Raw genomic sequence first — 24,561 nt, 5'->3', positions numbered from 1 at the left:
AAAACCCGCGCACCAAAAAGCTCCCGAAGTCATATGACTTCGGGAGCTTACACGTTGCGGGGGCAGGATTTGAACCTGCGACCTCCGGGTTATGAGCCCGGCGAGCTACCGAACTGCTCCACCCCGCGGCGACTTATAAGACTATACACGGCACGCCGCGTATCCTCAAATCGAAACAGCCACATGAGAGAAAGAGCACACAATCAGCCGGGCACAGGCCCGTGCTAAGGCGTACAGAAAGGCCCCGGCCAGTAAGCCAGCCGGGACCATACCCATTGCGAGCCTCTCAGGGACGCCCGCCGCTACTGCCGTGAAGCCGAAGCACTGGCACTTGCCGAAGGGCGAGCCACCGAAGCAGAAGCCGCTGGGGTAGCAGAAGGTGACGATGAAGCACCAGAACCACCCTGTGAAGACTGCTTCCCTTCAATCTCCACAGCCTTCTGCAGAGCATCGTTCAGGCGCTTCTGGGCCTCCCCATAGGCCGCCCAGTCACCCTTCTTCATCGCCGCATCCGAATCCTGCATAGCCTTCGCCGCATCCGATAGGGCCTGCTTCAACGAACCGCTAGTGGCATCAGCACCCTTAGACTCCCCCGCCCCGGATGAAGAATCCGCAGGCTGAGAGGCATTCGAACCGGTCGGCTTATCAATCTTCGCCCCCGACGAGCCACCAAACACCTGGTTCAATGCCTCCTCAAGCGAAGGCGCGAAACCCACCTTATCGCCGAAGCTCACCAGCACACGCTGCAGACGCGGATACTTCGCATCCCCGCTAGACTGCACGTACACCGGCTGCACATACAAAATACCGCCAGCAACCGGCAAGGTCAGCATATTGCCGTTAATCACCTCGGACGAGCCGCGCCGCAGCAGGTTCAGCTGGTTCGACACCTCAGCATCAGAGTTGAAAATATTCTGTGCCTGCCCGGGGCCGGGAACCACCGAAGAACGTGGCAGCTCCAGCAGCCGCAGCTTACCGTAGTCCGGGCTGCGCTCCCCATCCTTACCGGTGCCCGCGTCGCCATTAGCAGCCAAGAACCCGTACATGACGTTCCGTGAGTTCGAATCGCTCTGCTGCGGAATAAACGAAGAGGTCAACGAGAAATGAGCCTGCTTATCACCGGGCATCTGAAGCGACAGGTAGTACGGCGGGATCGGCCTGCCGCTATCGTTTGTAGGATCATTTGGAATCGACCATACGTCATCGCCCGCGTACAGGCTGTGGGCGCTCGTCACGTGGTACTTATTCAACATGCTGCGCTGAACACTGAACATGTCATTCGGGTACCGCACATGGCTTATCAGCTCAGCACTCATGTCCTTATAGCTTTTCACCGTGCCGGGGAACACGCCACGCCACGCCTTCAGAATCGGGTCATCCTCATCCCAGGCGTACAGGTTGACCGACCCGTCATAGGCATCAACGGTAGCCTTCACCGAGTTACGGATATAGTTCATCGAATTCCCCCGGCCCTGCGAACCCGAAGAATCCTGCGTATTACCCTGCGAATAGGGGAACTGGTTAGTGGTCGTATAACCATCCACAATCCACACCACACGATTATTCACAATCGCCGGGTATGCCTTCGAATCAACCTGCAAATACGGGGCGGCCTTACGCACACGATCCATTGGATTACGCTCATACAGGATCTGCGAGCCATCACGCACCGCATCCGACAGCAGAATATCGGACGACTGGAATTTAATAGCGTACGAGAGACGGTTCAGCCACGAATCCACGCGCGGCCCGCCGCTACCCGTAAACGTGTACTTCGCGTCTGCGCTGTTTGCCTCATCAGCAGACTGTGGGCGGTCAAGCTCAAGCTGATCCCCGTTGCCGCCCACAATCGAATACTGCGGTGAGCTCATCCCGAAATAAATACGCGGTTCATAGTTCTCAGAAATCACGCCGGTTGCTTTAATCCCAGACTGCATAAACTTAGGATTGCCGTTAGCCGGATCCACCTGGTTACCGTACGCGGCAATCACGCCATACCCGTGCGTATACACCACATGGCGGTTATACCAGGACTCCCCCGAAGTCTGCGACGGGTTCAGCTCACGGGCGGCAATCACCGTATCCTGGGTTTTCTTATCAATCGAATACCGGTCCACCGCAAGATTCGTATCAAACCGGTAATACGGGCGGAACTGCTGCATCTGAGCAAACGCCGAAGACACTACATTCGGGTCCAATAGGCGGATATTCTCAATTGTTGGGCTCGACCCGGAAAGACCACCCGCGGCAGTATTAATCGTGGCATCATACGGGGTGGTTTCAACCTTATCCAGCCCATACGCGTAGCGGGTCGCATCAATATTTCGTTGAATAAACTCAGACTGCGCCGCCTGCTCATTCGGAACCACCTGGAACCGCTGCACAATCCACGGGTACACCCCGCCAGCCACCAGCGCCACAATCACCAGCATGGCCGTACCAATCAGCGGCAAACGCCACCGGTGCGTCGAAGCAGCCATGAGGAAAAACACCGCCACCAGCACCGCCGAAATAGCCAGAATGGCCTTCACTGGAATAATCGAGTTCGTATCGGTGTACATCGCTCCAGCCCAACGCCCAGACTGCTGCTGCACTGTAGTGTACCGGTCAAGCCAGAACCCCCCAGCGCGCACCAGCAAGAACAGGAACAACAGCACCGCAATATGGCGGCGAAAAGCAGATGAAGTGCCCATACCGCCGGGCTGCACACGAATACCACCGTAAAAATAGTGCATCATGATGCCGCCCAAACCAGCGAGCACCAGCACCACCGAGAACAGCTTCACCAAAAGCTGCAGAAACGGCAAGGTAAAAACAAAAAAACCAATGTCCAGGCCAAACTCGGGGTCCTTCACCCCGAACTCTTGGTAGTTAAAGAAAAGCGCAACAGTATCCCACTGGGTGATGAACGTGGTCGCCACCAGCACCCCCAGCACAGCAGGCAACACCAGCAGCAGGGCCTTACGGATACGCTCCACGCTCCGGCGGTACTTGACCATGCTGTCCTCAAACGAGTGCTGCCCGAACATGTCCCGCAGCAGCTCCTCAGCCTCCGCCTGCAGCTCCCCCCGAGCAGACTGGGGTTTCTCAGAGGCTTTATCCTCAGACTCCGAACCCTGCCCCTCCTGCTGCTTGGCTTTTTGCGGGCTCTCAGCCGCGGGGGCAGGCTCCTCAGCATGTTTCACCGCATACGACATAGAAGCCCACAAAGGCACCGCCACCAAAAGGGCAGTCACCACGAACACCCCAGCCTTCAGAAGCGTCTCGGTCATAAAAACGCCGCCGAACCCCAGCTGGCTAAACCACAACCAGTCGGTATACACCTGAGTGGCAAACACAAAAGCAGCAATGAGCGCCGCCACAATCACCAAGGTCCAGCCCAGCGGACCGAACCGGCGTTTGCGCCCGGCGCGATTCGGGTGCGCAGAAGCAGAAGCCGTCACAATACCCTCACAATACGGTTTAAAGATTCATTGAGGCTATTATCTCAAATCACCGGTGAGGTCGCACCGTTGCCGCTACGGCGCACAACGCCCTTACCCGCAGGTGGGCAGACCGTCCGTGTGGATGCCCTTATCCCGAATACGCTCCAGCGACTGCACCGCCTGATCCAGGTTCTCAACAGCCACAATCTGCATCTGCTGCCTCTGGCCGTTAGAGTCCCTATATTTCAGCAGCTCCGGGTTGCTCTTGCGCATCTCGTTCACATCAGAGCAGTTCTCCTTGGGCACCAAGAAAACCGCCACGCCCTTATCCCCGGCGGCAATAATCTTATACTTCGCACCACCAATAGGCCCCACCTTGCCCTCAGCGTTAATAGTGCCTGTACCCGCAACATAATTCGACTCACTCAACGGGCCGGACGCCAGCAGGCTTTTCTCCCCCACCTTCTCAATAGTCCCCAAAGCAAGCATTAACCCGGCGCTGGGGCCGCCCACCCCCTCGGTGTGGTATTTAATCTTTGCGGGTATCTCATAGTCCTGCTTCAAAGCCACACCCACACGCCACCGGCCGGACTCCTCATCCTTAACCGGAGTTAACGTGTGCTCCTGCTGCGCGCCATCACGCTCAACCGTCAGCTTAATAGGTTTACCCTCCGAAGCCTGGGTGGCATCAACCATGCTCTTATACCCCTTCAGCGGCTCGTCATTCACCTTCAGAATACGATCCCCGCCCTTAAGCACACCCTCAGCCGGGCTCTTCTCAACAGTCTGCAGCACCGTAACAGTCTCCGTCACCGGAATCTTCAGATAGTGAGCCGCCGCCACCTGCGCTTGAGTCTGTGAATCAGCCATCTGGGACGTACTCGCGGAATTCGCCTGATCATTTGAAACCCGCGGGTACAGAATCTCGGTAGGCACCACCAAATACTGTTTACCGTCCAGCGACGCCCACCCATTAATCGCCTCAATACCGCTCAGCGGCGTGTACGGTCCACCCGAAACAGACACCGTCGTCATGTTCAGCTGCCCTTTAGTTGCGCGCTCGCTGCCGCCTTCAATCGAGATAATGTCCTGCCCCTCATGCTGCCCCAACACATTAAACATGGGGCCTGGGCCTTCCATAACATAGCGGCTAGGCATCACAAACGCCCCAAGAATCAGGCAGAACGTTGCCGCGCCGCTGAGGGTGCGCACAGACCCTCCTCGCCTACGAAACGGCTTCTTAGCCCCATCTTTGGCACCTTTGCCACTTGTTTTGCTCGTAGATTTATTAGATGCTTTCGAAAAAAATGTGCGCTTACTCATGAAACTATAGGGTACCCGATTCTACAGCAGCCTGTCGCGGAAACATATCACATCGGCACATTGGCTCGACCTCAAAGAACTCATCAACCGGCCCTTTAACGCTCGTACAGGCACAAGCCGACAGCAGGTGTGCTGTGGGCTTATTTCTGCTGCCTACTGAGGAAATTCACAGCTTCAAACGGTACCCTTGTGTGCGTGGGGTTTCTCTATGCCCGCGCACTGTACGATGGTACGAAGGGATACACAATGACTAATTCTCCAAACAATAACAACCCCGGCAACGGTGACTCGGGTGACGGCCGCGACCCCCTCGAAGACTTCCTCAAAAAAATGCAGGAATCAGGTTTCGACCCCAGCGATAACAACAACCCGCTGGGGGCATCGTCATTGAACCCTGAAGACCTGAAAAACATGGGTCTGCCCTTTGACCCTTCCATGATGCAAGGCATCCTGGAACAGATGAACACCATGTTCTCGATTAACGCCACCCCCGGCAGCACCCCGGAACAGGGCGTGAACTGGACAGGGGTCAAAGACCAAGCCCGCCGCATGATCGCCGCCGACTCAGACCCCTCAATCGCCGAAAACCTGAAACAGGCCGCCGCCGACGCCGCACACCTAGCCGACTTGTGGCTCGACTCAGTAACAGTTTTTGAACGGCACAATATTCCGGTGGAGGCGTGGTCAAAAGCCGAATGGCTGGATGCTTCCTTCAACTCGTGGCGTGAAATGGTTGAGCCAGTCGCCGCAGAGGTCACCCAGGCCATGGTGCTGCCCGGGACCGATAACGTACCCGAAGAGCTCTCCCAGCTGCTGGGCAACAGCGGCTTTTTGAACAACCTCGGTTCAACATTCTTCGGTATTCAGATGGCCCAGGCCCTCGCCTCCCTCGCCAAAGAGGTGTACTCCTCAACCGATATTGGGTTCCCGTTGGCCCCCGGGCGTACCGCCCTGCTGCCGAACGGGTTTAAAACCCTCGGCGACGAGATTGAGGTTCCCGCACAGGAAGTTCTGCTGTACCTGGCCGTGCGCGAATCCGCGCTGATTCGCCTGCACCGCACCAACCCGTGGCTGCGTGAAGACATTATGGCGCTGGTGAGCCGCTACGCCCGCGGCATCCGCGTGGACATGAACCGGATCCAGGATGCCGCCTCCCAGGTGAACATGCACGACCCCGAAGCCGTACAGGAGGCCTTTGAAGGCGGCATGTTCAACCCGCAGCGCACCGAAGACCAGGAGCTTGCGGTTGAACGTCTGGAAGCTTTGTTGGCCCTCATTGAAGGGTGGGTCTCATTCGTTGCAGATCAGGCCACCCAGAACCTGCCCAAGGCGCCGCAAATCGCCGAGACTTTCGCGCGCCGCCGCGTTGAGGGCGGCCCCAGCGAGCAAGTATTTGAAACCCTCGTGGGGCTTGAGATTCGCCCCCGCATGGTGCGGGAAGCCACCGCATTCTGGCGTGACTACGACGAGAAGCACGGGTATGAGGCGCGCGACAACCTGTGGCTGGCGCCCGAAACCCTCCCCACCGCCAAAGAACTGGAAAACTTCAAAAAATACGAAGACCGTGTCTCTGAACAGCTCTCGTTCGACGACGTCGATTTCGACTCGGAGCTCAAGAAACTGCTCGACGGCGGGTACGACGACAATAAATAAAAAACCTTTTCATCATCCGCACGAGGCGGCGTTCCACACGGGAGAATCATATATTCCGACACGGACGCCGCCTCGTGCAGATCCTTAACCCAATATTGCGCGCCAATACAGAGCAACGTTGAGACACCCCGGGTCGGATATACCCGCATCGCCCCAACTGTTCAGCACCCTATGACTGGTCTTCGGGTCGGCGCTCATGAGCCTCCTGCGTGCGGGCAAACTCAATACCAGCCAAAAACGCCTGTGCCTGCGTGAGGCGTGGGAGACGATCCTGCAGCCTGTGAAACTGCGCATTATGGTGCAGCACCACAAAATGGCACAGCTCGTGGTACAGCACAGCATCAACCACATACTCCGGGGCGCCGGTGAGCGCATCAGAAATACGGATGCGCCCCGCACCCGGGGTGGCAGAACCCCAGCGGGTACGCTGGTTCGACACCCACCGGATCGACTCAGGCACCTTACCGGAAAGCTCCGGCAGATACTGCTCCACCAAATACTGGGCCCGCGAAAGAAGATACTCATCCGAAGCGAAATGACGGCGTTTACCCTGCGTGCGCCGGCGGGTACGCTGCACCCGCGGCAGCAGATCCGCCAGATAGCCCCGAATCTGCTCATCCGTGCTGATATCAGGCACCAGCAGCCGAATACTGCCGTCATCGGCAGGTTGAGCCGTCACCGTGCGCCGCCGCCGAGCAGAACGCACCACCTCAACACGCGGGTGCTCCTCCGTAGCCGGAATAACCTCAGAAACAGGATGACGGGGCGTCATGGCTCCTCCCACACAACTCAGCCGCAGCAAGCGGTCAACTAAGGCAAATACGGCGCCCGACGAGGACGACGTTTAGGGTCAATATCATCCAGGAAGCGGGACCGTTTACGGTTTCCCCGCCCACCCGCGGTACGCGAAAGAGACCAGCTCAAACACAGGTGCTTACGCGCACGGGTAATACCCACATACAGCAGGCGGCGCTCCTCATCCACCTCATCGCTAGTCTGCGCATACGAAATCGGCATAAGCCCCTCATTCAGCCCGCACAGGAACACCGCATCCCATTCCAGGCCCTTAGCAGAATGCAAAGACGCAAGAGTCACCCCATCCATAACGGGAGCATCCTGCGTGGCGATACGGTGCGCGAGCGCCTCCACCACCTCACGCATACTCAACGGAGACAGCCCCTGCTCAGCGGGTGCCTGTGCAGCAATCTGCTCTTGGCGCTCGGCGTGTAAAGCATCAACCATAGACACCAGCGCCGCCAACGACTCCCACTTCTGCCGCACCGCACCCCCGGAGGTCGGGGCCTTCTCGGAATACCCCAGGGAAGAGAGCACATCCCGCACCAGGGACGGCGCATGCTCGCTGCCGTCCGTGCCCTTAGCGGAGCCGCGCAACGCCAATACGGCCTGCTTCACCTCGGGGCGTTCAAAAAACTGTTCCGCACCGCGCAGCTGATACGGGACACCCGCCGCGCTCAGGGCCGACTCGATCACCGCCGACTGTGCGTTCGTGCGGAACAGCACCGCAATCTCGCTGGCGGGCACACCGTCCTTGTTCATTAAATCCAGGATGTCCTCGGTGATCCCCTGCGCCTGAGCCTCATCGTCGGCGTACTCAAACCACTCGCATTCCACCCCAGCCCCACGCTGAGACACCAGCCGCAGCGGCGGTGCCCACGAAAACTCCGTAGAGTCCCTACCCGGGCGGCGGGCCTCCAGAAGCCGGTTCGCCAGCTCCACCACCTGCGTATGCGAACGGTAATCCCGTACCAGGTTCACCGTCTGCGCCCCCCGGTAGCGGCGCGGGAATTCCAGCAGGTGGCGGCTCGTGGCGCCCGTGAACGAATAAATGGTCTGGGAGGCATCCCCCACCACGCAAATATCGGTGCGTTCGCCCAGCCACGCATCCAGCAGGCGCTGCTGAAGCGGTGAAACGTCCTGATACTCATCCACCACAAAGTGGCGGTACTGTTGGCGGATAGTCGCCGCCAGCGCCTCATCCTCCTCAATGATGCCCACGGTCAGCAGCAAAATATCCTCAAAGTCGATCACGTTCCGTTCGTCTTTGAGCTCTTCGTAGGCGCGAAATAGCCGCACCATATTCTGTGCCGTGAGTTCAGCTGGCAGGGCCCGCTCCCCCAGTCGCGCCACAAGCGTATCGGGGGTGAGCATCGAAACTTTCGCCCACTCAATTTCGGCGGCAATATCGCGCAGCAGCGCCCGGTCAGTGGTGATACGCAGCCGGTTTGCCGCCTCAGTCAGCAGCGGGGCCTTATGACCCACAATCTGCGGGAAGGTTCCCCCCACCGCCTGCGGCCAGAAATACCGTAGCTGCCGCAAAGCCGCCGAATGGAAAGTGCGGGTCTGCACACCCGCCGCCCCCAAAGACCGCAAACGCAGGCGCATCTCTTCAGCGGCGCGCGTGGTAAACGTCAGAGCCATCACCCGCTGTGGCACGTACCGGCCAATAGCGATACCGTAGGCGATGCGGTGCGTGATGGCGCGGGTCTTGCCCGTACCGGCACCCGCCAGCACGCGCATCGGGCCGTCAAGCTCCGTCACCACACGCCGCTGATCCGCGTCCAAACCGGTGAGAATATCCTCGGCTGAGAGCATAGCGGGAGCTGAGGGGGACCCCTGCTCGGCCGAGGTGGGGCGGGGCGCCTCACCCGCTGCAGCGCCAGCACCCCGAACGGGGCCGGGCACCCCAGCGGTACGGCGAGAGGGTGACGGCACATCAAACATGGAGGGGGTTTGCGCACCACCTGATGACGAGCCGCGTGAGCCCCCTCTGCTTTTTCCCCCGCCCATACAGGTGCCCCTTCTCCTCTATCGCCCACACCGGGTGCGCCAGCACGAAAGTAGTTACGGTGCGTGCCCCACAGCCGCAATACCCGCCGCGCGGACACGAAACATCCACGGTTCCCCATTGTATCCCGCGCACGGTACGACCGGTTAGAAACCCGCTGCCGACTCGCTCGCGGCGAAGCGCAAACCCCAAGAACACGGGGCGCGCCCCACGCAGATACCGTATTCGTCCCGATATTAGGTAACCTTAAAGAGTGACTTTATCTCCTCTTCAGTTAGCGGCCATCGTTTCGGCGGGCGTGCCGGGTATTTACCCTGTCGCCACCGCGGCTGCCCCCGAAGAATCCGCAGAATACGACACGGCGATCATCACAGACTCCGCCGACCGCAACTGGCGTGTGCGTGCACCCCGCAACCACGACGCCAGTATGCGCCTAGAAGCAGAGCATCAGGTGCTCCGTTCCTTCACCCACGGGCTGCGCGCCCGCCTGCCGTTTACCGTACCCACCATCGCCGGAACCGTACCGTACAACGGTATGAGCGTATTCGTGTACACCTACGTTCCCGGCACCCACCGCGACCTTGATGAACTGGCTCGTATTAACCGTGCCAACAACAGCACCCTCGCCACCGACCTGGGCAGGCTCATCGCCACACTGCACGTGATGCCTGAAGACATCATGATCGAATCAGACCTGCCCGTCTACTCCTCCCAGAACCTGCGCAGGCGTAAACTCTCCGAACTGGACAGGGCAGCCTCCACCCGCAAAGTACCGGCCGAACTGGTGGCGCACTGGCGTGCTTTCCTAGAACCCGGGCCTATTTGGGACTTCCGTACCCGCGTGGTGCACGGTAAGCTCGGCACCGAAACCATCAGCATCCACAACGGTACGGTGGCCGAAGTGAGCGGCTGGTCAGAAGTGCATGTGGGCGACCCCGCCCAAGACCTCTCCTGGCTTTTTGCTTGCTCCGACACCGCCTTCACAGATGAAGTGGTGCGGGTCTACTCCTCACAGATGCCGCAGATGCCCGACCAGCACCTGGTAGAACGCGCCGAATTCTACGCCGAGTTCGCTCTGGCCCAATGGCTCACCCACGCGGTGGAATACGGGGACGCGCAAATGATCGCCCACGGCGAGCAGATGCTGCAGGCGGTCTGCGAGAACCTGCGTGACTCCGGGGACATGCTCGGGCAGAACCAGCCGCTGCCGGAGCGGGCCGAAGGGCTGGAATAGCCCCGGCGTCTCGCGCGGGCGCTGGCGGGTTAAGGCTCCCAATCCCAGCGGGTAATGATGCGCTCCAGCTGCGCCTCAGACTGCAGCCCGCCCGCAATATCGGAATCCCACACCGTCTGGTCAGACCCAACATAGTAGAACGCCGCCCGCACATCCGCAGGGTCAACGCCCTGAATCTTGGCAAACGCCAGCCGGTACAGCGCCAGCTGGATGCGCTTATACCGCATCTGCTTGGCGGTGGGTTTACGGCCGGTCTTCCAATCCACCAGCTCCCAGCGTTCCCGCTGCCCCTGCTCGGTGCGCTCAACCGTGCGGAACACCGCATCAATACGTCCGCGCACACTCACCCCGGCCACATGCGTTTCAACCGGGTATTCGGCCCGCCAGATGGTGCGGTTCGCCCACTCACTTGCCAGGAACGTCTTACGCAGCGCATCAAGGCTGAGGGTGGTGTCAGTCTCGTCGTCGGTGTAGAGTTCGTCGTCAAGGTCCAGCATGGGGTCGGCTCCGAAATGGTTCTCAACCCACTCGTGGAAGAACGTTCCGGCGCGCGCCGCCGCTGAAGGCTGAACCGGCACCGGGCGCACCATCCGCGCCCGCGCCTGCTGTGGGTTCTCGGCCAGTGACATCAGCTCGGAGGCCGACAGGTGCTCCGGTTTCGACGGGGCGGCGGGAGTGACCGCGCGCCGTGCCAACGCCAGCAGCAGCTCAACCTCCTGCTCCCAATCCTGAATTTCCTGCCGGGTGTGAGCATCGGCCTGTGGGGCGTTAGCACCCGGGGCAAGCTCAATACCGCCGCGGGCCACGTTCAGGGCGGCACGCTGCACCCGAGCACGGCGGTCACCGGGGACGCTCACCTGCTGGGGGCGGTTCACGGCAGGGCCTTGCTGCTGTTCCGAAAGTTCCGCAGGGTGCGCATCGTCCGGCTGCGCCCCGTAGCGCAGCTGTGCGCGCATCCCCTCGGTGAGAGCCTCATCAGATTCCCAGCGCCACACGGCGGGCCCATCCAGAGGGTCGAAAGGCCACATGGCCGTCAGTACGCTCCCCTGCTGGGGGTTCTGTTCCGCCCAAGCGGCCGGGGTGAGCAGGCGCTGCACGATCTGCGGGCGCACCCCCGAACGCGCCGGACGCTGATGCGCAGAAATTTTCATCAGTTCCTCATGGGCGAACACGAACTCGGCATCGGCGGTTTTACTCTTTGACTGTGCCGGTGCCCCGCCCTCACCGCCGCCGGGGGTATCACGGTCAAGCGCCGCGAACTCGGCGGTGACATCAGCATCGGGGTGCGCCGCACGGTACACCCGGTGCACCGGCGGCAGCCGCAGAATACGCGCATTCTCAATGGGATCCGCCCCATCCGCTGAGAGGGCGCGGGCAACGTTCGCGCAGGTGCTGGCCGTGGCCGCATCCCGCGCGGGGCCATCCTGCGGGTCAGCAACGGGGGCGACGGAAGGCACCGGGGTGCCGTTGAGCAGCACCGCCCCCTGCGGAACCGTGTACCCCCAATCCCTGATTTCACGCCCGAACACCGCATCAATACTGGGGTCTGTCTCGCGGGCAGCCGACGGGACATAGTACCCCGTCCCCAAGTACCCGGGGTACAGCCACGGCGCATGCTGAATCCCCTCATAGGGGGGCTGCGCGTCCCCCTGGGAGAACTGCACCAGCTCATTCCAGTAAGTGCTTGTTTTCACCGGCTTAACATGGGCCCCCGTCCACCGGCAGGTGGTAATGTACAGCAGGGACCGGGCGCGAGTCATGGCAACATAAATCAGGCGGCGCGCCTCAGCACCCGCATAATCATGCACCATGTCTTCGCCCTCTTCGACCGCCAGGTTCAGCTCACTAAAGGTTTCCAAGGCCGTGATTTCTTCGGGGCGCTCCAACGCTGGCGGCAGATAATCCTTATCGCCACGCAGCGGCCACGGCAAAACACCCGGTTCAAGACGCTGCCACATGCGGTGACGCTCGGCGCGGGCATCGCTCAGGCGCGGCAGGTACACCTGATCCCACTCCAGCCCCTTTGAGGCGTGCATCGTAAGAATCTGAACCGCATCCTGCCGCGGCTCTTCCACGGCCGGGGCCAGGCCGTTCTCGTGCTCAGCCGCCTCCTCAAGCCACGCCAAGAACCCCGTAAGATAGCTGATGCCGCTGGCAGACAGCACAAACCGGCGGGCGGTGGGGGCGTCCTCCTCGGCGGCGGTACCGTCCGCCCCGGCATAGATCATGGCGTTAATACGCGGGGAAGTCGCCGCGTAGTTGGCGGCCACATCGTGAAAAGCATCAAGATGCACCCGGGATGTATAACTATCCGAGCCTTCGTGGGATGCCAGCTCAATGTCGAGCATCATGACCCGCTCAATCTCGTACAGCAGAGTCCCCAAATCCTCTGTGGTGAACTGCCGCAAATACTCCAGCTCAGCCGCAAACGCCCGCAGACGCGCCAGCCCCTCAACACTCAGACGGCGGCGGTGCGGTGAATAATCCGGCGGGTAGATCGGGTGCCCCTGCTCGTTAGCCTCCGGCAGGTGCTCTATCGCCTCAATCAACGACCCGTACTCGCTGAGGTCTTCCACAGCGAACTTACGGGCCTGCTCGAAGCTCTGCTGCGCCCGGCGCAGCTGCTCATCAGAAGTGCCGGAGACCTCCTGCCCCGGCTGCTGGGCATCGGCCCCGCTCACGTACCCGCGCTCCCGGACACGGGTGAGCTCATTCGACCACTCCCCCAACGCCAACAAGTCTGCGGTACCCAGCCGCCACCGTGCCCCGGCCAGCAGACGCACCAGCGCATCCGACCGGTTAGGGTCAGCCAGCACACGGAGCATCGCCACCATATCAATCACCTCGGGGCGTTCCAGAAGCCCGCCCAAGCCAACCACCTGTGCGGGCACCCCCAGTGCCTCACACGCCTGCCGGATCGGTTCCATCTGGCTGCGGGTGCGGGTCAGCACCGCCATGGTGGGCATGCCTGTGGGGTTATCCCGGAACCGGGCACGTTCAGCGGCTATTTTCTCGGCAATACCGCGCGCCTCATCAGCGTCGGTGGCGTACCGGGCCAGCTGCACCGAACCGCGCATCGCCGCCTCACCAGACTCATCGGGGCGGGTAATGACCGAACGCGGCCGCAAATCCGGTACCTTAGGCGGCTGAGACGCCCGCACCCACCCCGGCATAGTTTTAAGGGGCTCAGCAATGAGGTTCGCGGCATCCAGAATCGCCGTATCGTTACGCCACGCAACGGTCAAATACAGGGGCGTCTCATCGGCGGTGGGGAAATACCGGTAAAAACTGAACAACTGACCGTCAGATGCGCCGCGGAACCCATAAATTGACTGTTTAGGGTCGCCCACCGCCATCACCGGATGCTCCCCGTACCCTGGGTGCTCCCCCTCAGCAGCACGTGTGCCGAATAAATCTGAGAAAAGCTGCAGCTGGGCGTGGGAGGTATCCTGAAACTCGTCCAGAAGCACCACCTTATACCGTTCCCTCTCCAGCTGCACCGCCTGAGGAACGTCCCGGGCGATACGGGCCGCTAAAGCAATCAGATCCCCGTAGTCAAGCACCTGCATGCGTGCCTTCACCCGCGCGTACCGCTGCACCATGCGCGCCACAATAATCTTCGTCTGCAGCTGGCGCAGGGTATCGTTCGCGGCTTTTCGCTGCCCGGGGGTGCTCAACGACTCGTATGCGGCAATCTGGGCGGTGCAGAACTCGATCACTGTCTGCGGGGCCACCAGATGCTCGGCGCACTCGCCAGCTAATTTCAGCACCTGCTTCACCAGATAAGTCTTTGACGCCGCCTCGCCTTTACCCCCCTGCGGAAGCTTGCCGTCCCAATACTGCACTATCTGCGCCACCAGCTGCCACGCCTGTGCGTCCCCCAGCATCTGCGCATCCTGCTCAATACCCAGGCGCAGCCCGTAGTCTTTCACCAGCGTATTCGCGTACGAATGGTAGGTGGATACCGTGGGTTCTGATGCCCCCTCCAGCAGCTCCTGCTCGGTGAGGTCTATGAGCTTTCGCTCACGCAGAATATTCAGGCGAGTCCGCATACGCTCACGCAGCTCACCTGCGGCCTTGCGGGTGAAGGTCACCCCCAGCACTTCATCGGCGCGCACAAACCCGTTGGCCACCAGCCACACCACCCGGTCCACCATGGTGGCGGTCTTACCGGATCCCGCACCGGCAATCACCAGACGCGCCTGCAGTGGGGATTCAATAATGCGAATCTGCTCATCGGTGGGCGGGTTTAGTCCCAGTTCCCGCGCGATCTCAAGGGCGCTGAGGATGCGCCTGCCCCCGTGGGAAGGCTCCCCGGCGGTACCCTGCCCGATCCCCGGCAGGTGCTCATCACTCTGCAGCGTATCTGTGGGCGTGTGGGTTTCGGTGTGGTTATTGTTCATGTTCTGTTCTCTCACTTGGTACGCGCCCTACCTATCCCTGTGTAACCTGCCTGCCCTGCGGGCACAGCGGGCAGATTTCGGGTAGCCTGCATTTCTCGCCCGGGCGGTGCCGCGCCTGTATGAGGGCCCCGGCAATCAGCTCGGCGGCGCACCGGATCAGCTCAACAGCCCACTCGTCGGAGTCAGGCTCAAGTGGGGGCTGTTCTTGCGGGCGGTTCTTGGCGGTTGGGGCGGTGCCGTCGCCCAGCTGTACGAGCGCCGCCCCAGCCGAACGGTTCCCCATGGCACGGTACACGTTATCGTCGCTGCCACCGGGTGTACCGCCGGGGTGTGCGGCTGGTTCCGTTCCCAGTTCGCGGCTCATTGTGTCCCCTGCCCCGGCCTCAACCGCAACCTGGTAGGCGGCCAGCTGGGCATGCTGGGAAATATCGGCTTTTGCGGGTTTGGTGCGCCCGGTTTTCAGGTCAACGATCATGTACCGCCCGTCCTCGGTGACCTCCAGCCGGTCTACCCGCCCCGAAATTTGGGCGTCGAGCTTCTCCCCGGGAACACGCACTTTAAAAGCGCCCTCAACCCCCACCAGGGTGCGCCCGTCTCCGGGCATAATTTCCTTAAAATACACGGCCAGTTTCTGAATCATTTTCTCGGCGCGGCGACGGGTTTCCTCCCCCTCCCACGTCTCGGGCAGCGCCAGGGTGGTCAGACGCTCCTGAAGGACGGCACTGAGTGTCGCATAGTCAGCGGCGGGGTACTCCTCAGCGATAGCGTGGATGAGCGTGCCCAGCGACCGTGATGTGTCTGTTTGCGCCTCGGCCCGGGCGGCCGCCACAAACCAGTCAAGCGGAGACTTGTGGATCGTCTCAAGACGTGACGGTGAGATGGGGACCGTCAGCTTCTCGGGTTCTTGCCCTTGCCGCCGTCGCGGCGTGAACGCTGGCTCCTGAGTCGAGAGCGGCAGCAGCCCCCACCACTGGCGCGGGTGGGCGCCGGGCACCTGCGCGTCGGCGAGGCGGTGCAGCTGGGCGGCGGCCGCGTGCGCAAGCGCCGGGTTATGCTCTTCAACGGTGGCGTTGCGGCGCAGCTGGGCCACGAGCGCGCGCAGGGTCATGGGGCGCCGCACCCGGGTCACCTCCCCGGCACGCACTTCGGGTACCAGGATGTCGAAGAATTCGCTGGGCGCCTCATCGGTGGATGAGACGGCGGTCAGCACGAGGCGCTTGCGGGCGCGGCTAATGGCCGTGGCGAACATGCGCAGCTCGTCGTGGCGCACAGCCCGGATGCGATCCGCCATCCGCACTTTCTGCGCCGCCTCAACCCCCATTTCGCAGATGTCGCTTAGTTCGCCGGTGTTCAGGAGCGAGCCGCGCACTTTCGTATTAGGCCAGGTTCCTTCTTGGATACCGCACACGTACACGGTGTCCCACTGCCGCCCGGCGGCGAGGGCCGGGGTGAGGATTTCCACGGCGTCGTAGCGTTTCCCGCGGGCAGCGAGGGTGTCCATGGGGAGGTCTTGGGCGTCAATGTAGTCAAGGAACTGTTCTGCGGATGAGCCGGGCATCTGGTCCACGAACCGGGTGGCGGCCTCGAAAAGCCCGATCATGGCGTCAAGGTTGCGGTGCGCCCGCTCGGCTTCGGGCCCGGTTGCGGCGCTGCTGTTCACCCAGGTTTTTTCTAGCCCGCTGGCCTGCCACAGGGCCCACAGCACGGTCTCGGCGTTAGCGCCCGGGGCGTTGAGCGCCTGCTGGCCCGCCGCGAGCACCCGGGAGACGCGGCGAATAGCGGTGCCCACCCCGTAGTCCGGCAGAGCTTCGGGGTTCAGCAGCGCCCCTAAGAGCAGGTCGTCGCTGGAGCGGCGCCCGCCGGCACGCAGTTCGGCGGCGCGCAGCTGCTGGCGCAGGCGGCGCACATCCATGCTGGAGGCGCCCCCCAGCCGGGAGGTGAGCAGGGTGATAGCGTTGTGCGCACCGGAGGCGGGGTTCGTGCGGTTTTCTTCGGCCAGCACATCTTCAAGGCTTCGCCGGGCGAGTTTGGCTTCGTCCTCTTCTGCTGTGGTGTGGGAGGCGTTGGCAATTGTTTCTGCGGTGAGCGGCTCGTCCCCGTCCGGCATGGTTTCCGCCTCGGAAGGTGACGCATAATTATCCGGCAAATGTAGTTGTTCGGCGCCGCGTTCGCGGGCGTACATGAGCAGGGAAAGCGCATCCAGAAACGGCCGTACCGCCGGTTCGTCACGCACCGGTGTGAGCGCCGCACCGGTGACGGTGGGGATACCCGAGGCCGCTAGTACCCGGCGGATATTGGCCACCCGGGAGCCATCACGCACCACAATCGCTGACCGCGCGTAGGCGGCACCCCGGTACAGGTAGTCCTCAAGCAGCAGCTGCGCCACCTGGTTCACCTCATCCTGCGGGGAGAGGAGCATGTACCCGAAGACCCCTTCGGGTGGTGTGCTGTAGCGGCGCGGGTCGAGCAGGTCACCTTCGTCGCTGAGCTGCAATAGCGCCTGTTCTTGCGCTTCGGCGGCGGGGGCACGCAGCTCACGCACGGTTTTGGCCCCGGTGATGACGGGCAGGCGGCGGGCCAGTTCACCCCACGCGGCGGCAATACCGGGACCCATCCGGTACGAGGTGTATAGGTATTCCGTCTCTAACGCGGGGAATGACTCTCCAAGTGTCCTGGCTAAATCTGGCCGTGCCCCGCGGAAACCCTGCACCACGGTCTCGGTGCAGCAGGTCATCAGTATGCGCCGCGTGAGGTTCTGCCCGGTTCCTGCGGTGAGCGCAGCAGCCACTTCCTCACGCGCCTGCCCCCGGTACGAGTTCAGGGCCGCCTGCGGGTTCTGGGCGCACAGAATATTCAGCAGCCGGTAGGTGGCGGGGCTGAGCTCCTGCACATCATCAATAAGGATCAGGTCGAACCGTTCCCGTTCGGCGCTTAGCCAGTCGGGGTTTGCGAATAGAAAGTTGCAGGCTTCGTGGATGAGCGCCGCCGGGTCGTAGGCGTGCGGGGCGCGCAGACGGCGGATCTGCCGGTATTCGGTGTGCAGGGCTGCAACCGACTGCCAGGCGGGCCTGTTCAGCTGTTCGGCGAGCTCCTGAACCCTCTCAACGCTCACATCGTACTCGGCCATGCGGTCAAAAAAGTCGCGTATTTCGTGCCTGAACCCGCGTGTACCTAGGGCCTCTTGCAGGTCTGCGGGCCAGCGCACCCCCGCACCCGCGCCTTCACGGTGACCGCCCAGGATCTCGCCAATCATCACATCCTGCTCGGGCCCCGACAGTAGTTTGGGGCTGTACTGCACCCCGGGCAGACTTCCCAGGGTGTGGGCACGGCGGAGCAGGTCGAAGGCGTAGGCCGCCCACGCACGGGTGGGTGCGGTAGACATGCTCGTGGTGATACGGCGCGCCAACCCGTCACGGATGCGGGTTGCCCCGGTACGGGTGGGGGCAAGCACCAGTAGCCGCGCCGGGTCTCCCCCATTGGCAATGAATTCGGCGGCGGCTGCGATAATACGCTCGGTCTTGCCGGTTCCGGGTGCCCCGGTGATGAGTTTTGCGGTCATGGTTCAAGTCTATCTGCCAGCTGAGGCGGCTGTTGCGTTATATGTCAGAGGGTGACGGTCCGGGCCGCAGCGGTGCAAAAACTCACGTATAGTCGAATTCATGAGCTGGATACACGGCCCCCGAGCCACTTTCGACCTTGAAACCACGGGCGTGGATGTTGAGACCGCGCGCATTGTGACCGCATCGTTACTGTTATTGAACCCTGACGGCTCGGTGCGCCGTGCCGGGGAGTGGCTGGCTGACCCGGGGGTTGAAATCCCTGAGGCTGCTGCGGCGGTGCACGGGGTCACTACGGAGCATGCGCGGGCGCACGGGCAGCCAGCGCAGCAGGTGGTGTGGGAGCTGGCGGGGGCTATCGGCTCGTTATTCCTTGACGGGGTTCCGGTGATCGCATTTAATGCCGCCTACGATTTCTCGGTTCTGCACCATGAGATGAAACGGTACAGTATTGCCAACGGGGAGCTGCCCGGCGGGTGCATCCTTGACCCGTACATTATTCATAAGCACGTTATTCCGCGTAAGCGCGGCAACCGTAAGCTGGAGACGCTGGCCGTGGAGCACAAGGTGCAGCTGGATAATGCGCACACTTCCAAGGACGATGCCTTAGCCGCCGAACGGCTGCTGGTGAAACTCACCGAAAGGTTCCCTGCGGTGCTTGACGTGGATGCCGCTACCCTGCACGAGCAGCAGGTGCAGTGGGCGGCGCAGCAGGCCGCCGATTTTCAGGCGTGGCTGCGCACAAAACCGGGTAAGGAGAACGAGGTGATTGACGGCCGGTGGCCGGTGCGCCGGTAGCCTTGGCCGCAGCGGGGGGGCTACCCGGTAAGTCAACGTAAAGTGTATTACGTGCTGCTGCGGGGTGTATCACTACCTGCCGCAGCCTCTTTGACCTATGCTAAAGAGGCCGGGTTTTATGCCCGTACCCCACCCCGCAGATTCACTGGTTGAAGGCTTCAGATGGAACAGCACAACGATAAGGCGTATACCGATACCAACACGTACAGCATCTATTTAGGGTCGTCCAGGGAACAGCATAAGTTCATTGTGGCGCAGTCGCAGGTGGTGCTGCGGCTGGGTCGTATCCTCATGAAGTCAGGGGCGAGTGCCTACCGTATTAAGGCGTCAATGGCGCGCTTGGCGAAGGCTGTGGGCCTGGATGAGCACCACGCCCAGGTGACGTTCACTGAGATCGCCACCACCGCCTACGGGAACGGGAATTTTCGCACCGAGGTGGCCGAGCAGCGCACGATGGGCATTAACTCGCACAAGATTGATTTGCTGGGCAATTTCATTTCTGAACTGCCGGAGCGGATCACCCCACAGGAAGCGAATGCCGAACTGGAACGCATTGATTCGATGCCACACCTGTATAAACGGTGGATGCTTGCCCTGGCTTCGGCGGTGGCGTGCGCGGGGTTCGCGTTTTTGAACCGTGGCGGGCTGATTGAGTGTTCGGCGGTTTTTATTGCCGCCGGGTTGGGGCAGTTTTTGCGTTCCACCCTCATGAAGCGCGGGGTGAGCCATATGGCGATCTGGATGGCGTGCGGGTTCCTGTCGGCGGGCGCCTATATTGGGCTGATTAATCTGCTGACGGGGCTGCAGCTGATTGGTTCTGAACACATGGTGGGGTTCATTTCGTCGATCCTGTTCCTGGTGCCGGGGTTCCCGATGGTCACGGGTATGCTGGATATTTCGCGTATGGACCTTCTGGCGGGTATGTCTCGGCTCATGTATGTGACGGTGCTTCTGGTGAGCGCATCGTTTGCCGTGTGGGTGCTGGCTTCCCTGTTTCATCTGCCGTTGGCGCAGAACGCCCGGCCAGACATCCCGGCTGGTTTGTACCTGCTGTTGCAGGTGGTTTCTTCGGGGGTTGCTGCGGCGGGGTTCGCGATGCTGTTCGCGGCGTCCCCGGTGGCGTGCGTGTGGGGCGGGGTGATCGCAGCAGTGGCGAACCCTGCGCGTATTTGGCTGGTTGAGGCGGGCTGGACCTCCCATATGGCGGCCACCTTGGCGGTGTTCGCGGTGGGTATTATGGCGGAGCTTGTGGCGCCGCTGCACGGGCGGCAGTACTCTCGGATTTCGCTGTCGGTGCCTGCGGTGGTGACGATGGTTCCGGGTGTGCCGTTCTACCTGGCAATGTCGCATATGTCTTCCGGTGACTTGTATGCGGCGATGGGTGGTTTTGCCCAGTCGTTTCTGACGTTTTTGGCTTTGGGGCTGGGGCTGGCGTTTGTGCGGCTGCTGTTTGATAAGAACTGGCTGATTGACCACGACACGCAGGTGCTGAAGAAGCTAAATATGAACCAGCACATGCGGTAGGAGGCAAAACATACCCTAGTTCTCATAGGCGCAGGGTCGGTGACACCCGTGAGAGGCAGATTTTAAAATGCTAATTTTAGCTACAGTAAGTGGAGTGCAGGCAACTCAAGAATATCTTTTGTAGTCAACTTACTAATATCTCTTTTAGCAAGGGATAATTTCCGGTTTTTCAATGACTTACTATCTTGGAAATAATACTCATATATTGCTGCAGTTGTTTTATCATAAATGTACCCATAATATTCATATTCTCCATTTTCGTCTTCGACAAAATTCATAAAGAATATTTTGTCACTGTGAGGCAAAGATTCTTTTACAGATTTGAATAAATTAGGAACTTCATGTGACACAAAATGAGTACAGTCCAAAATACTTTCCAGCAGAACTTCATTAGTTAATTCTTGAGGATCCATATCTAGCTCCAATTTAACATAGAAATTATTCTTCTACTAAAACCATGCGTTTAAAGCAGTCATACAAATTTTCCCCGATTAAATACATGTTTTGCATTTTTACTTCTTCGGGCATGGTTTCCCCAAAATCATCACAGTAATCTTCTTCATCCCACTCGTTTCCATGGTACCAGTAATAAATTTTCCCCATTCTTTCCCCTTCTACGCACAGGCATATCCTATCTCCGTAGTTATTTTCAGCAATAGGTAGAAAATTTTCAGGAATCCTATTTTCCATTATTTTTATAGCATTGCTCAATGAATAACCAGTTTGATATGAAGATCCTTCTCCGTAAAAACAACCAAATTCTCCATTTTTTATTACAACATTTTCTACTAGTGATTCACTGGGATAACAATAAATTGGCAGCCCATCGTTATACATAGTTAACTTGTAGAATACTTCATTCAGATATGTTTCTCCTCCGAAACATGTCAAATAGTCTACATAATCAGAAAACTCTTTCTTATCTACATCTAGATATTTTGATATTATTTCTCGTGATAAAGGAGCGAAAGGTTTTGCTTCAACCCTTACGACTCCTCCCATGTTTTCTATTAAATTTTGCATTCTAGTACTCATAGTGTTTGCTCCAGTCAAACGGGCTCTTTATAGAGGGGGCGCACTTCACCCTGCACACGCACTATAAAGCAAAAGCCCCTTACTCTGCAAGCGAGTAGGATCGCGTGTCTACTAGTGAGGGCGTAGGGTGTTCTGAGTGTTTCGGGTCAAAATACTGTTGAGCGATATTAGTAAGGCGGTGAATTGTGTGGTGATGGGCCTGGTGGTACAGTGGTAAAGATATTTCAGGCCGTAATGGCATGTTGGGTTACAATGGTGTAATGATGTGTCTTGTTTTTTGGGATAAAAAAATTATTGACGGCGTGTATAGAAAACTTTCTTCAAGAAATATTTTATATACACAGCTCTATTTACCAGACCAAATCTGGTCTATAGTGTTGAAGTTCAGTACTCCACCAATAGAGCAAGGATACGAGTGTATCGCTGATGAAGTTTATTTTTTAGCTGATACTGCACCGCATTATTTACTGGCAGATGGTTTTAAATTTGACTTTTTGGATGGCCCAAGAAAAATAGGGGAATGTATTGTTGCTACGTAGCGGGGTGCACCAGTGCCCACCCAGATGTCTCCCCCCACTATTCGAGATATTCCAGAGGGCACCATGGAGGCTTTTGAGAATATTTTAGAGTGCTACACCCATGACGGCACTCTGGTGCTCAAGGGTTTCAGTGCAGAGTCTTCCGCATGGTTGGAGTATTTTTTCTGGGAACCACGGGTCCGTGTTCTTACCGGGTAGTGTAGCTGCCCTGCCTGCTGCTGAGAGCTCGTTCCGTCTCTATTATGCGTTCCACATATGTTTCCAGCGGGAAATGAGAAAGAACCTGCGCCGGATGATTGTAAGGCTCGCACAGGGCTGTGAATGTGGTGCCGTCACGGAAGACGAGCAGAGTATCGCCGTCGAATATGTTGGTTCCTCTTGGCAGCAGGTCGTGAACTGTGCCGGTGTACTCCTCCAGGGGGTGTTTCTTCGCTTGCTCCCAGCGCAGTGTGGCGTGGGGGTCGCGGATGAGGCCGCGAATATTATGGATGACCGTCTGCAACCCCGCTGTTACCGTACCGCATAGGTCTTCAGCGTTCTTATCGCCAAGAGTCATTCCCGCCAGATGAACGGTGAGGCTCGCAAAAACGTAACCTGCGCGCTGCTCTGTCGTGCTTTTAACCGCAATATTCATGGCCTGCCGTTTCGTTTACTTTTTATGACTATTCTCCCCTCTTCTCTCCCCCCTGCGGATGTTTTCATTCGGGGCGGCCGTACCTTTAGGCAGGGTGCTTTCAGGGTTCTCCCAGTGAATCCTTCAGGTTCAGGAATACACTAAACCCATGAATTTATATTTTATTCGCGCTTTCTTACACCCCATACTGGTTCGGCATGCCGCGCAGGCACCCACTACCCCAGACGGTACGGTGCGGGTGCGCATGTACTGGATACATTCGCTGCTGGGGTTCGCCGGTATTTTTCTGGGGCTGCTGCTTATGGCGTTCGCTGTCCCTACTTATCTTTCGTCCATCGGTCAACTGATTATAGCCGCCCTGTTCGCGCTGTTGTTCTTTATTATGGGCGGCATTATCCTGCTGGCCTGGAAAAACGTGTACATTCAAACCGGTGTCGACTATGTTGAGCAGCGCCTGTGGGTGGGGGTACCCGTGCGCATCCACTTTAATGAGATCGATTCCTTCTCATACAATCCCGGGAACACCCAGCTGACAATGAGCAGGGGGAAGCTTGGTGGGTGGCTCTCCCTCAAAACCACCGATAATAGGCGTATCGCGTTCCAGCCGAACTACTACCGGGGTGAGCGCACCATCGCAGCGATAGCGTTCCGGCTATATTATGGGCGCTGGCCCAGCCCCACTAACCCGCACGACCAGCAGATTCTCGTGAATACGATAGCTGACGGATCCAGCAAACAGTACCTGATCGAGAACTCTAAAGGAAGTGAGCTGACCCTCTAAAGCCACCGTTCAGACAGAACCTACACATATGTGCCGCGCCCCCTCAGGTGGGGGCGCGGCACATATATTTTATGGTTTGGCTGTGTGGGGGCTACAGGTCGGTGCGCCACCGGTGGGCGTGCAGATACCCGGCGACCCTATCCTTCGTGTAATCACTCAGCAGCCGCTCATCGTCATCGGCACCCGGCTGCGGCCACCGGCCCTGCACCCCCTGAAACATAATGCACTGCCCGGCATAGTGCGGCAGCGGTGTCCCCGCCACCCGGGTTGCAAACGCCACGTTGCCTTCCTTATCCATAACCTGCAGCTTATCCCGGTGTACAACACTGTAGCTGTGCCACCGCCTCATGTGCAGATTCCTTCGGTCTTCCTCTACGCTTACCACATCACGGTACATGGGGTCGTAAATATAGCCGCCGATCTGTTCAAAAGTGATGATACGGGTACCGCCAAAGAAACCGCGAGCCGCCAAAGCATCAGGGAACATCTCAACGTATGTGACCGTGATACCCCAAACCCCCAAAGCGTACGCCAGAAGAACCAGGCAGGTGCCGCCGCCCCACAGAATCAGCATCATTATCTGGCGTGAGCCCGCAGAAGACGATATAAGCACCGCCCCGGTAACAGCCACAGCGCAGCAGATAACCCCGCCGACCACGTCGAAGGCCACGAAAACCCACATCGGATACCGGCCCCGCCGTGGTGTCTGCGTCTTCTCTTGGGCGGCCCGCCGACGCACATAGCTCAGGTGCAGCGCCACAAAAATGGGTATTACACCCACTACCGCATAACTCAATAGAACACTCATGCTCCCTCTCCCCTTCTCGTTTAACGCATGTGCACCGTCGG

Annotated in this window: 16 protein-coding genes and 1 tRNA gene; 6 read left to right on the top strand and 11 right to left on the bottom strand. The window is 59.4% G+C overall.

Going from position 1 to position 24,561, the window contains the following annotated elements:
* Positions 1-54: 54 nt before the first annotated feature.
* The 3 genes from D8M41_RS01905 to D8M41_RS01895 form a co-directional block, all read right to left on the bottom strand.
* Positions 55-128, bottom strand: a tRNA-Met gene (locus D8M41_RS01905).
* 174 nt (positions 129-302) lie between these two features.
* Entirely contained in the window at positions 303-3,443 is a 3,141-nt protein-coding gene (locus D8M41_RS01900; protein ID WP_126926298.1) for a UPF0182 family membrane protein, read from the bottom strand.
* A gap of 93 nt (positions 3,444-3,536) precedes the next feature.
* Complete coding sequence (locus tag D8M41_RS01895) at positions 3,537-4,637, bottom strand: YlbL family protein (protein ID WP_174232401.1); 1,101 nt, start codon at positions 4,635-4,637, stop codon at positions 3,537-3,539.
* Positions 4,638-4,994: 357 nt separating this feature from the next.
* Between D8M41_RS01895 and D8M41_RS01890 the strand changes: the two genes are divergently transcribed.
* The gene (locus D8M41_RS01890) at positions 4,995-6,401 is read left to right on the top strand and encodes a zinc-dependent metalloprotease (protein ID WP_037286219.1); all 1,407 of its coding nucleotides are present in this window, start codon (positions 4,995-4,997) and stop codon (positions 6,399-6,401) included.
* Between the two features lie 169 nt (positions 6,402-6,570).
* Here D8M41_RS01890 and D8M41_RS01885 read toward each other — a convergent pair whose 3' ends face one another.
* Positions 6,571-7,173: a M48 metallopeptidase family protein gene (locus tag D8M41_RS01885; protein ID WP_023134067.1), complete on the bottom strand. Its 603-nt coding sequence runs from the start codon at positions 7,171-7,173 to the stop codon at positions 6,571-6,573.
* 38 nt (positions 7,174-7,211) lie between these two features.
* Positions 7,212-9,014 carry an ATP-dependent helicase gene (locus D8M41_RS01880; protein ID WP_023134068.1) on the bottom strand — a complete coding sequence of 601 codons (1,803 nt, stop codon included), beginning with the start codon at positions 9,012-9,014 and terminating at the stop codon, positions 7,212-7,214.
* A gap of 446 nt (positions 9,015-9,460) precedes the next feature.
* On the opposite strand from D8M41_RS01880, the gene D8M41_RS01875 reads away from it, so the two are divergent.
* Positions 9,461-10,441: a phosphotransferase gene (locus D8M41_RS01875; protein WP_023134070.1), complete on the top strand. Its 981-nt coding sequence runs from the start codon at positions 9,461-9,463 to the stop codon at positions 10,439-10,441.
* A 29-nt stretch (positions 10,442-10,470) separates the two neighbouring features.
* Here D8M41_RS01875 and D8M41_RS01870 read toward each other — a convergent pair whose 3' ends face one another.
* Positions 10,471-14,844: an ATP-dependent helicase gene (locus D8M41_RS01870; protein ID WP_023134071.1), complete on the bottom strand. Its 4,374-nt coding sequence runs from the start codon at positions 14,842-14,844 to the stop codon at positions 10,471-10,473.
* Between the two features lie 31 nt (positions 14,845-14,875).
* Positions 14,876-18,403, bottom strand: coding sequence for a UrvD/REP family ATP-dependent DNA helicase (locus tag D8M41_RS01865; protein WP_006889157.1), 3,528 nt, complete (start codon positions 18,401-18,403; stop codon positions 14,876-14,878).
* A gap of 100 nt (positions 18,404-18,503) precedes the next feature.
* On the opposite strand from D8M41_RS01865, the gene D8M41_RS01860 reads away from it, so the two are divergent.
* The gene (locus D8M41_RS01860) at positions 18,504-19,199 is read left to right on the top strand and encodes an exonuclease domain-containing protein (protein ID WP_006889214.1); all 696 of its coding nucleotides are present in this window, start codon (positions 18,504-18,506) and stop codon (positions 19,197-19,199) included.
* A gap of 162 nt (positions 19,200-19,361) precedes the next feature.
* The gene (locus D8M41_RS01855; RefSeq protein ID WP_006889171.1) at positions 19,362-20,723 is read left to right on the top strand and encodes a threonine/serine ThrE exporter family protein; all 1,362 of its coding nucleotides are present in this window, start codon (positions 19,362-19,364) and stop codon (positions 20,721-20,723) included.
* Positions 20,724-20,803: 80 nt separating this feature from the next.
* On the opposite strand, the gene D8M41_RS01850 is transcribed toward D8M41_RS01855, so the two are convergent.
* A complete protein-coding gene (locus D8M41_RS01850) occupies positions 20,804-21,136 on the bottom strand; it encodes a hypothetical protein (protein WP_126926296.1) in 333 nt (110 codons plus the stop codon).
* Between the two features lie 25 nt (positions 21,137-21,161).
* Positions 21,162-21,776, bottom strand: coding sequence for an SMI1/KNR4 family protein (locus D8M41_RS01845; RefSeq protein WP_232617580.1), 615 nt, complete (start codon positions 21,774-21,776; stop codon positions 21,162-21,164).
* A gap of 242 nt (positions 21,777-22,018) precedes the next feature.
* On the opposite strand from D8M41_RS01845, the gene D8M41_RS01840 reads away from it, so the two are divergent.
* Complete coding sequence (locus D8M41_RS01840; RefSeq protein WP_148110196.1) at positions 22,019-22,297, top strand: hypothetical protein; 279 nt, start codon at positions 22,019-22,021, stop codon at positions 22,295-22,297.
* A 187-nt stretch (positions 22,298-22,484) separates the two neighbouring features.
* Here D8M41_RS01840 and D8M41_RS01835 read toward each other — a convergent pair whose 3' ends face one another.
* Positions 22,485-22,931 carry a hypothetical protein gene (locus D8M41_RS01835; RefSeq protein WP_126926294.1) on the bottom strand — a complete coding sequence of 149 codons (447 nt, stop codon included), beginning with the start codon at positions 22,929-22,931 and terminating at the stop codon, positions 22,485-22,487.
* A gap of 148 nt (positions 22,932-23,079) precedes the next feature.
* Here D8M41_RS01835 and D8M41_RS01830 point away from each other — a divergent pair, with 148 nt between their 5' ends.
* Positions 23,080-23,712 carry a hypothetical protein gene (locus tag D8M41_RS01830; protein ID WP_006889222.1) on the top strand — a complete coding sequence of 211 codons (633 nt, stop codon included), beginning with the start codon at positions 23,080-23,082 and terminating at the stop codon, positions 23,710-23,712.
* A gap of 91 nt (positions 23,713-23,803) precedes the next feature.
* On the opposite strand, the gene D8M41_RS01825 is transcribed toward D8M41_RS01830, so the two are convergent.
* On the bottom strand, positions 23,804-24,520 hold the full coding sequence (locus D8M41_RS01825; RefSeq protein ID WP_006889147.1) for a hypothetical protein: 717 nt from the start codon (positions 24,518-24,520) through the stop codon (positions 23,804-23,806).
* Between the last annotated feature and the right edge of the window lie 41 nt (positions 24,521-24,561).

The sequence above is a fragment of the Rothia sp. HSID18069 genome (assembly GCF_003989155.1).
Lineage (GTDB): Bacteria > Actinomycetota > Actinomycetes > Actinomycetales > Micrococcaceae > Rothia > Rothia aeria.
The sequence above is the reverse complement of the archived record's forward strand: the minus strand, read 5'-3'. Positions and strand labels throughout refer to the sequence as shown.

Excerpts from the sequence above, each read along its gene's own strand:
- D8M41_RS01890 (WP_037286219.1), top strand. The coding sequence starts at position 4,995 with ATGACTAATTCTCCAAACAATAACAACCCCGGCAACGGTGACTCGGGT.
- D8M41_RS01885 (WP_023134067.1), bottom strand. The coding sequence starts at position 7,173 with ATGACGCCCCGTCATCCTGTTTCTGAGGTTATTCCGGCTACGGAGGAG.
- D8M41_RS01880 (WP_023134068.1), bottom strand. The coding sequence starts at position 9,014 with ATGCTCTCAGCCGAGGATATTCTCACCGGTTTGGACGCGGATCAGCGG.
- D8M41_RS01870 (WP_023134071.1), bottom strand. The coding sequence starts at position 14,844 with ATGAACAATAACCACACCGAAACCCACACGCCCACAGATACGCTGCAG.
- D8M41_RS01865 (WP_006889157.1), bottom strand. The coding sequence starts at position 18,403 with ATGACCGCAAAACTCATCACCGGGGCACCCGGAACCGGCAAGACCGAG.
- D8M41_RS01860 (WP_006889214.1), top strand. The coding sequence starts at position 18,504 with ATGAGCTGGATACACGGCCCCCGAGCCACTTTCGACCTTGAAACCACG.
- D8M41_RS01855 (WP_006889171.1), top strand. The coding sequence starts at position 19,362 with ATGGAACAGCACAACGATAAGGCGTATACCGATACCAACACGTACAGC.
- D8M41_RS01850 (WP_126926296.1), bottom strand. The coding sequence starts at position 21,136 with ATGGATCCTCAAGAATTAACTAATGAAGTTCTGCTGGAAAGTATTTTG.
- D8M41_RS01840 (WP_148110196.1), top strand. The coding sequence starts at position 22,019 with ATGATGTGTCTTGTTTTTTGGGATAAAAAAATTATTGACGGCGTGTAT.
- D8M41_RS01835 (WP_126926294.1), bottom strand. The coding sequence starts at position 22,931 with ATGAATATTGCGGTTAAAAGCACGACAGAGCAGCGCGCAGGTTACGTT.
- D8M41_RS01830 (WP_006889222.1), top strand. The coding sequence starts at position 23,080 with ATGAATTTATATTTTATTCGCGCTTTCTTACACCCCATACTGGTTCGG.
- D8M41_RS01825 (WP_006889147.1), bottom strand. The coding sequence starts at position 24,520 with ATGAGTGTTCTATTGAGTTATGCGGTAGTGGGTGTAATACCCATTTTT.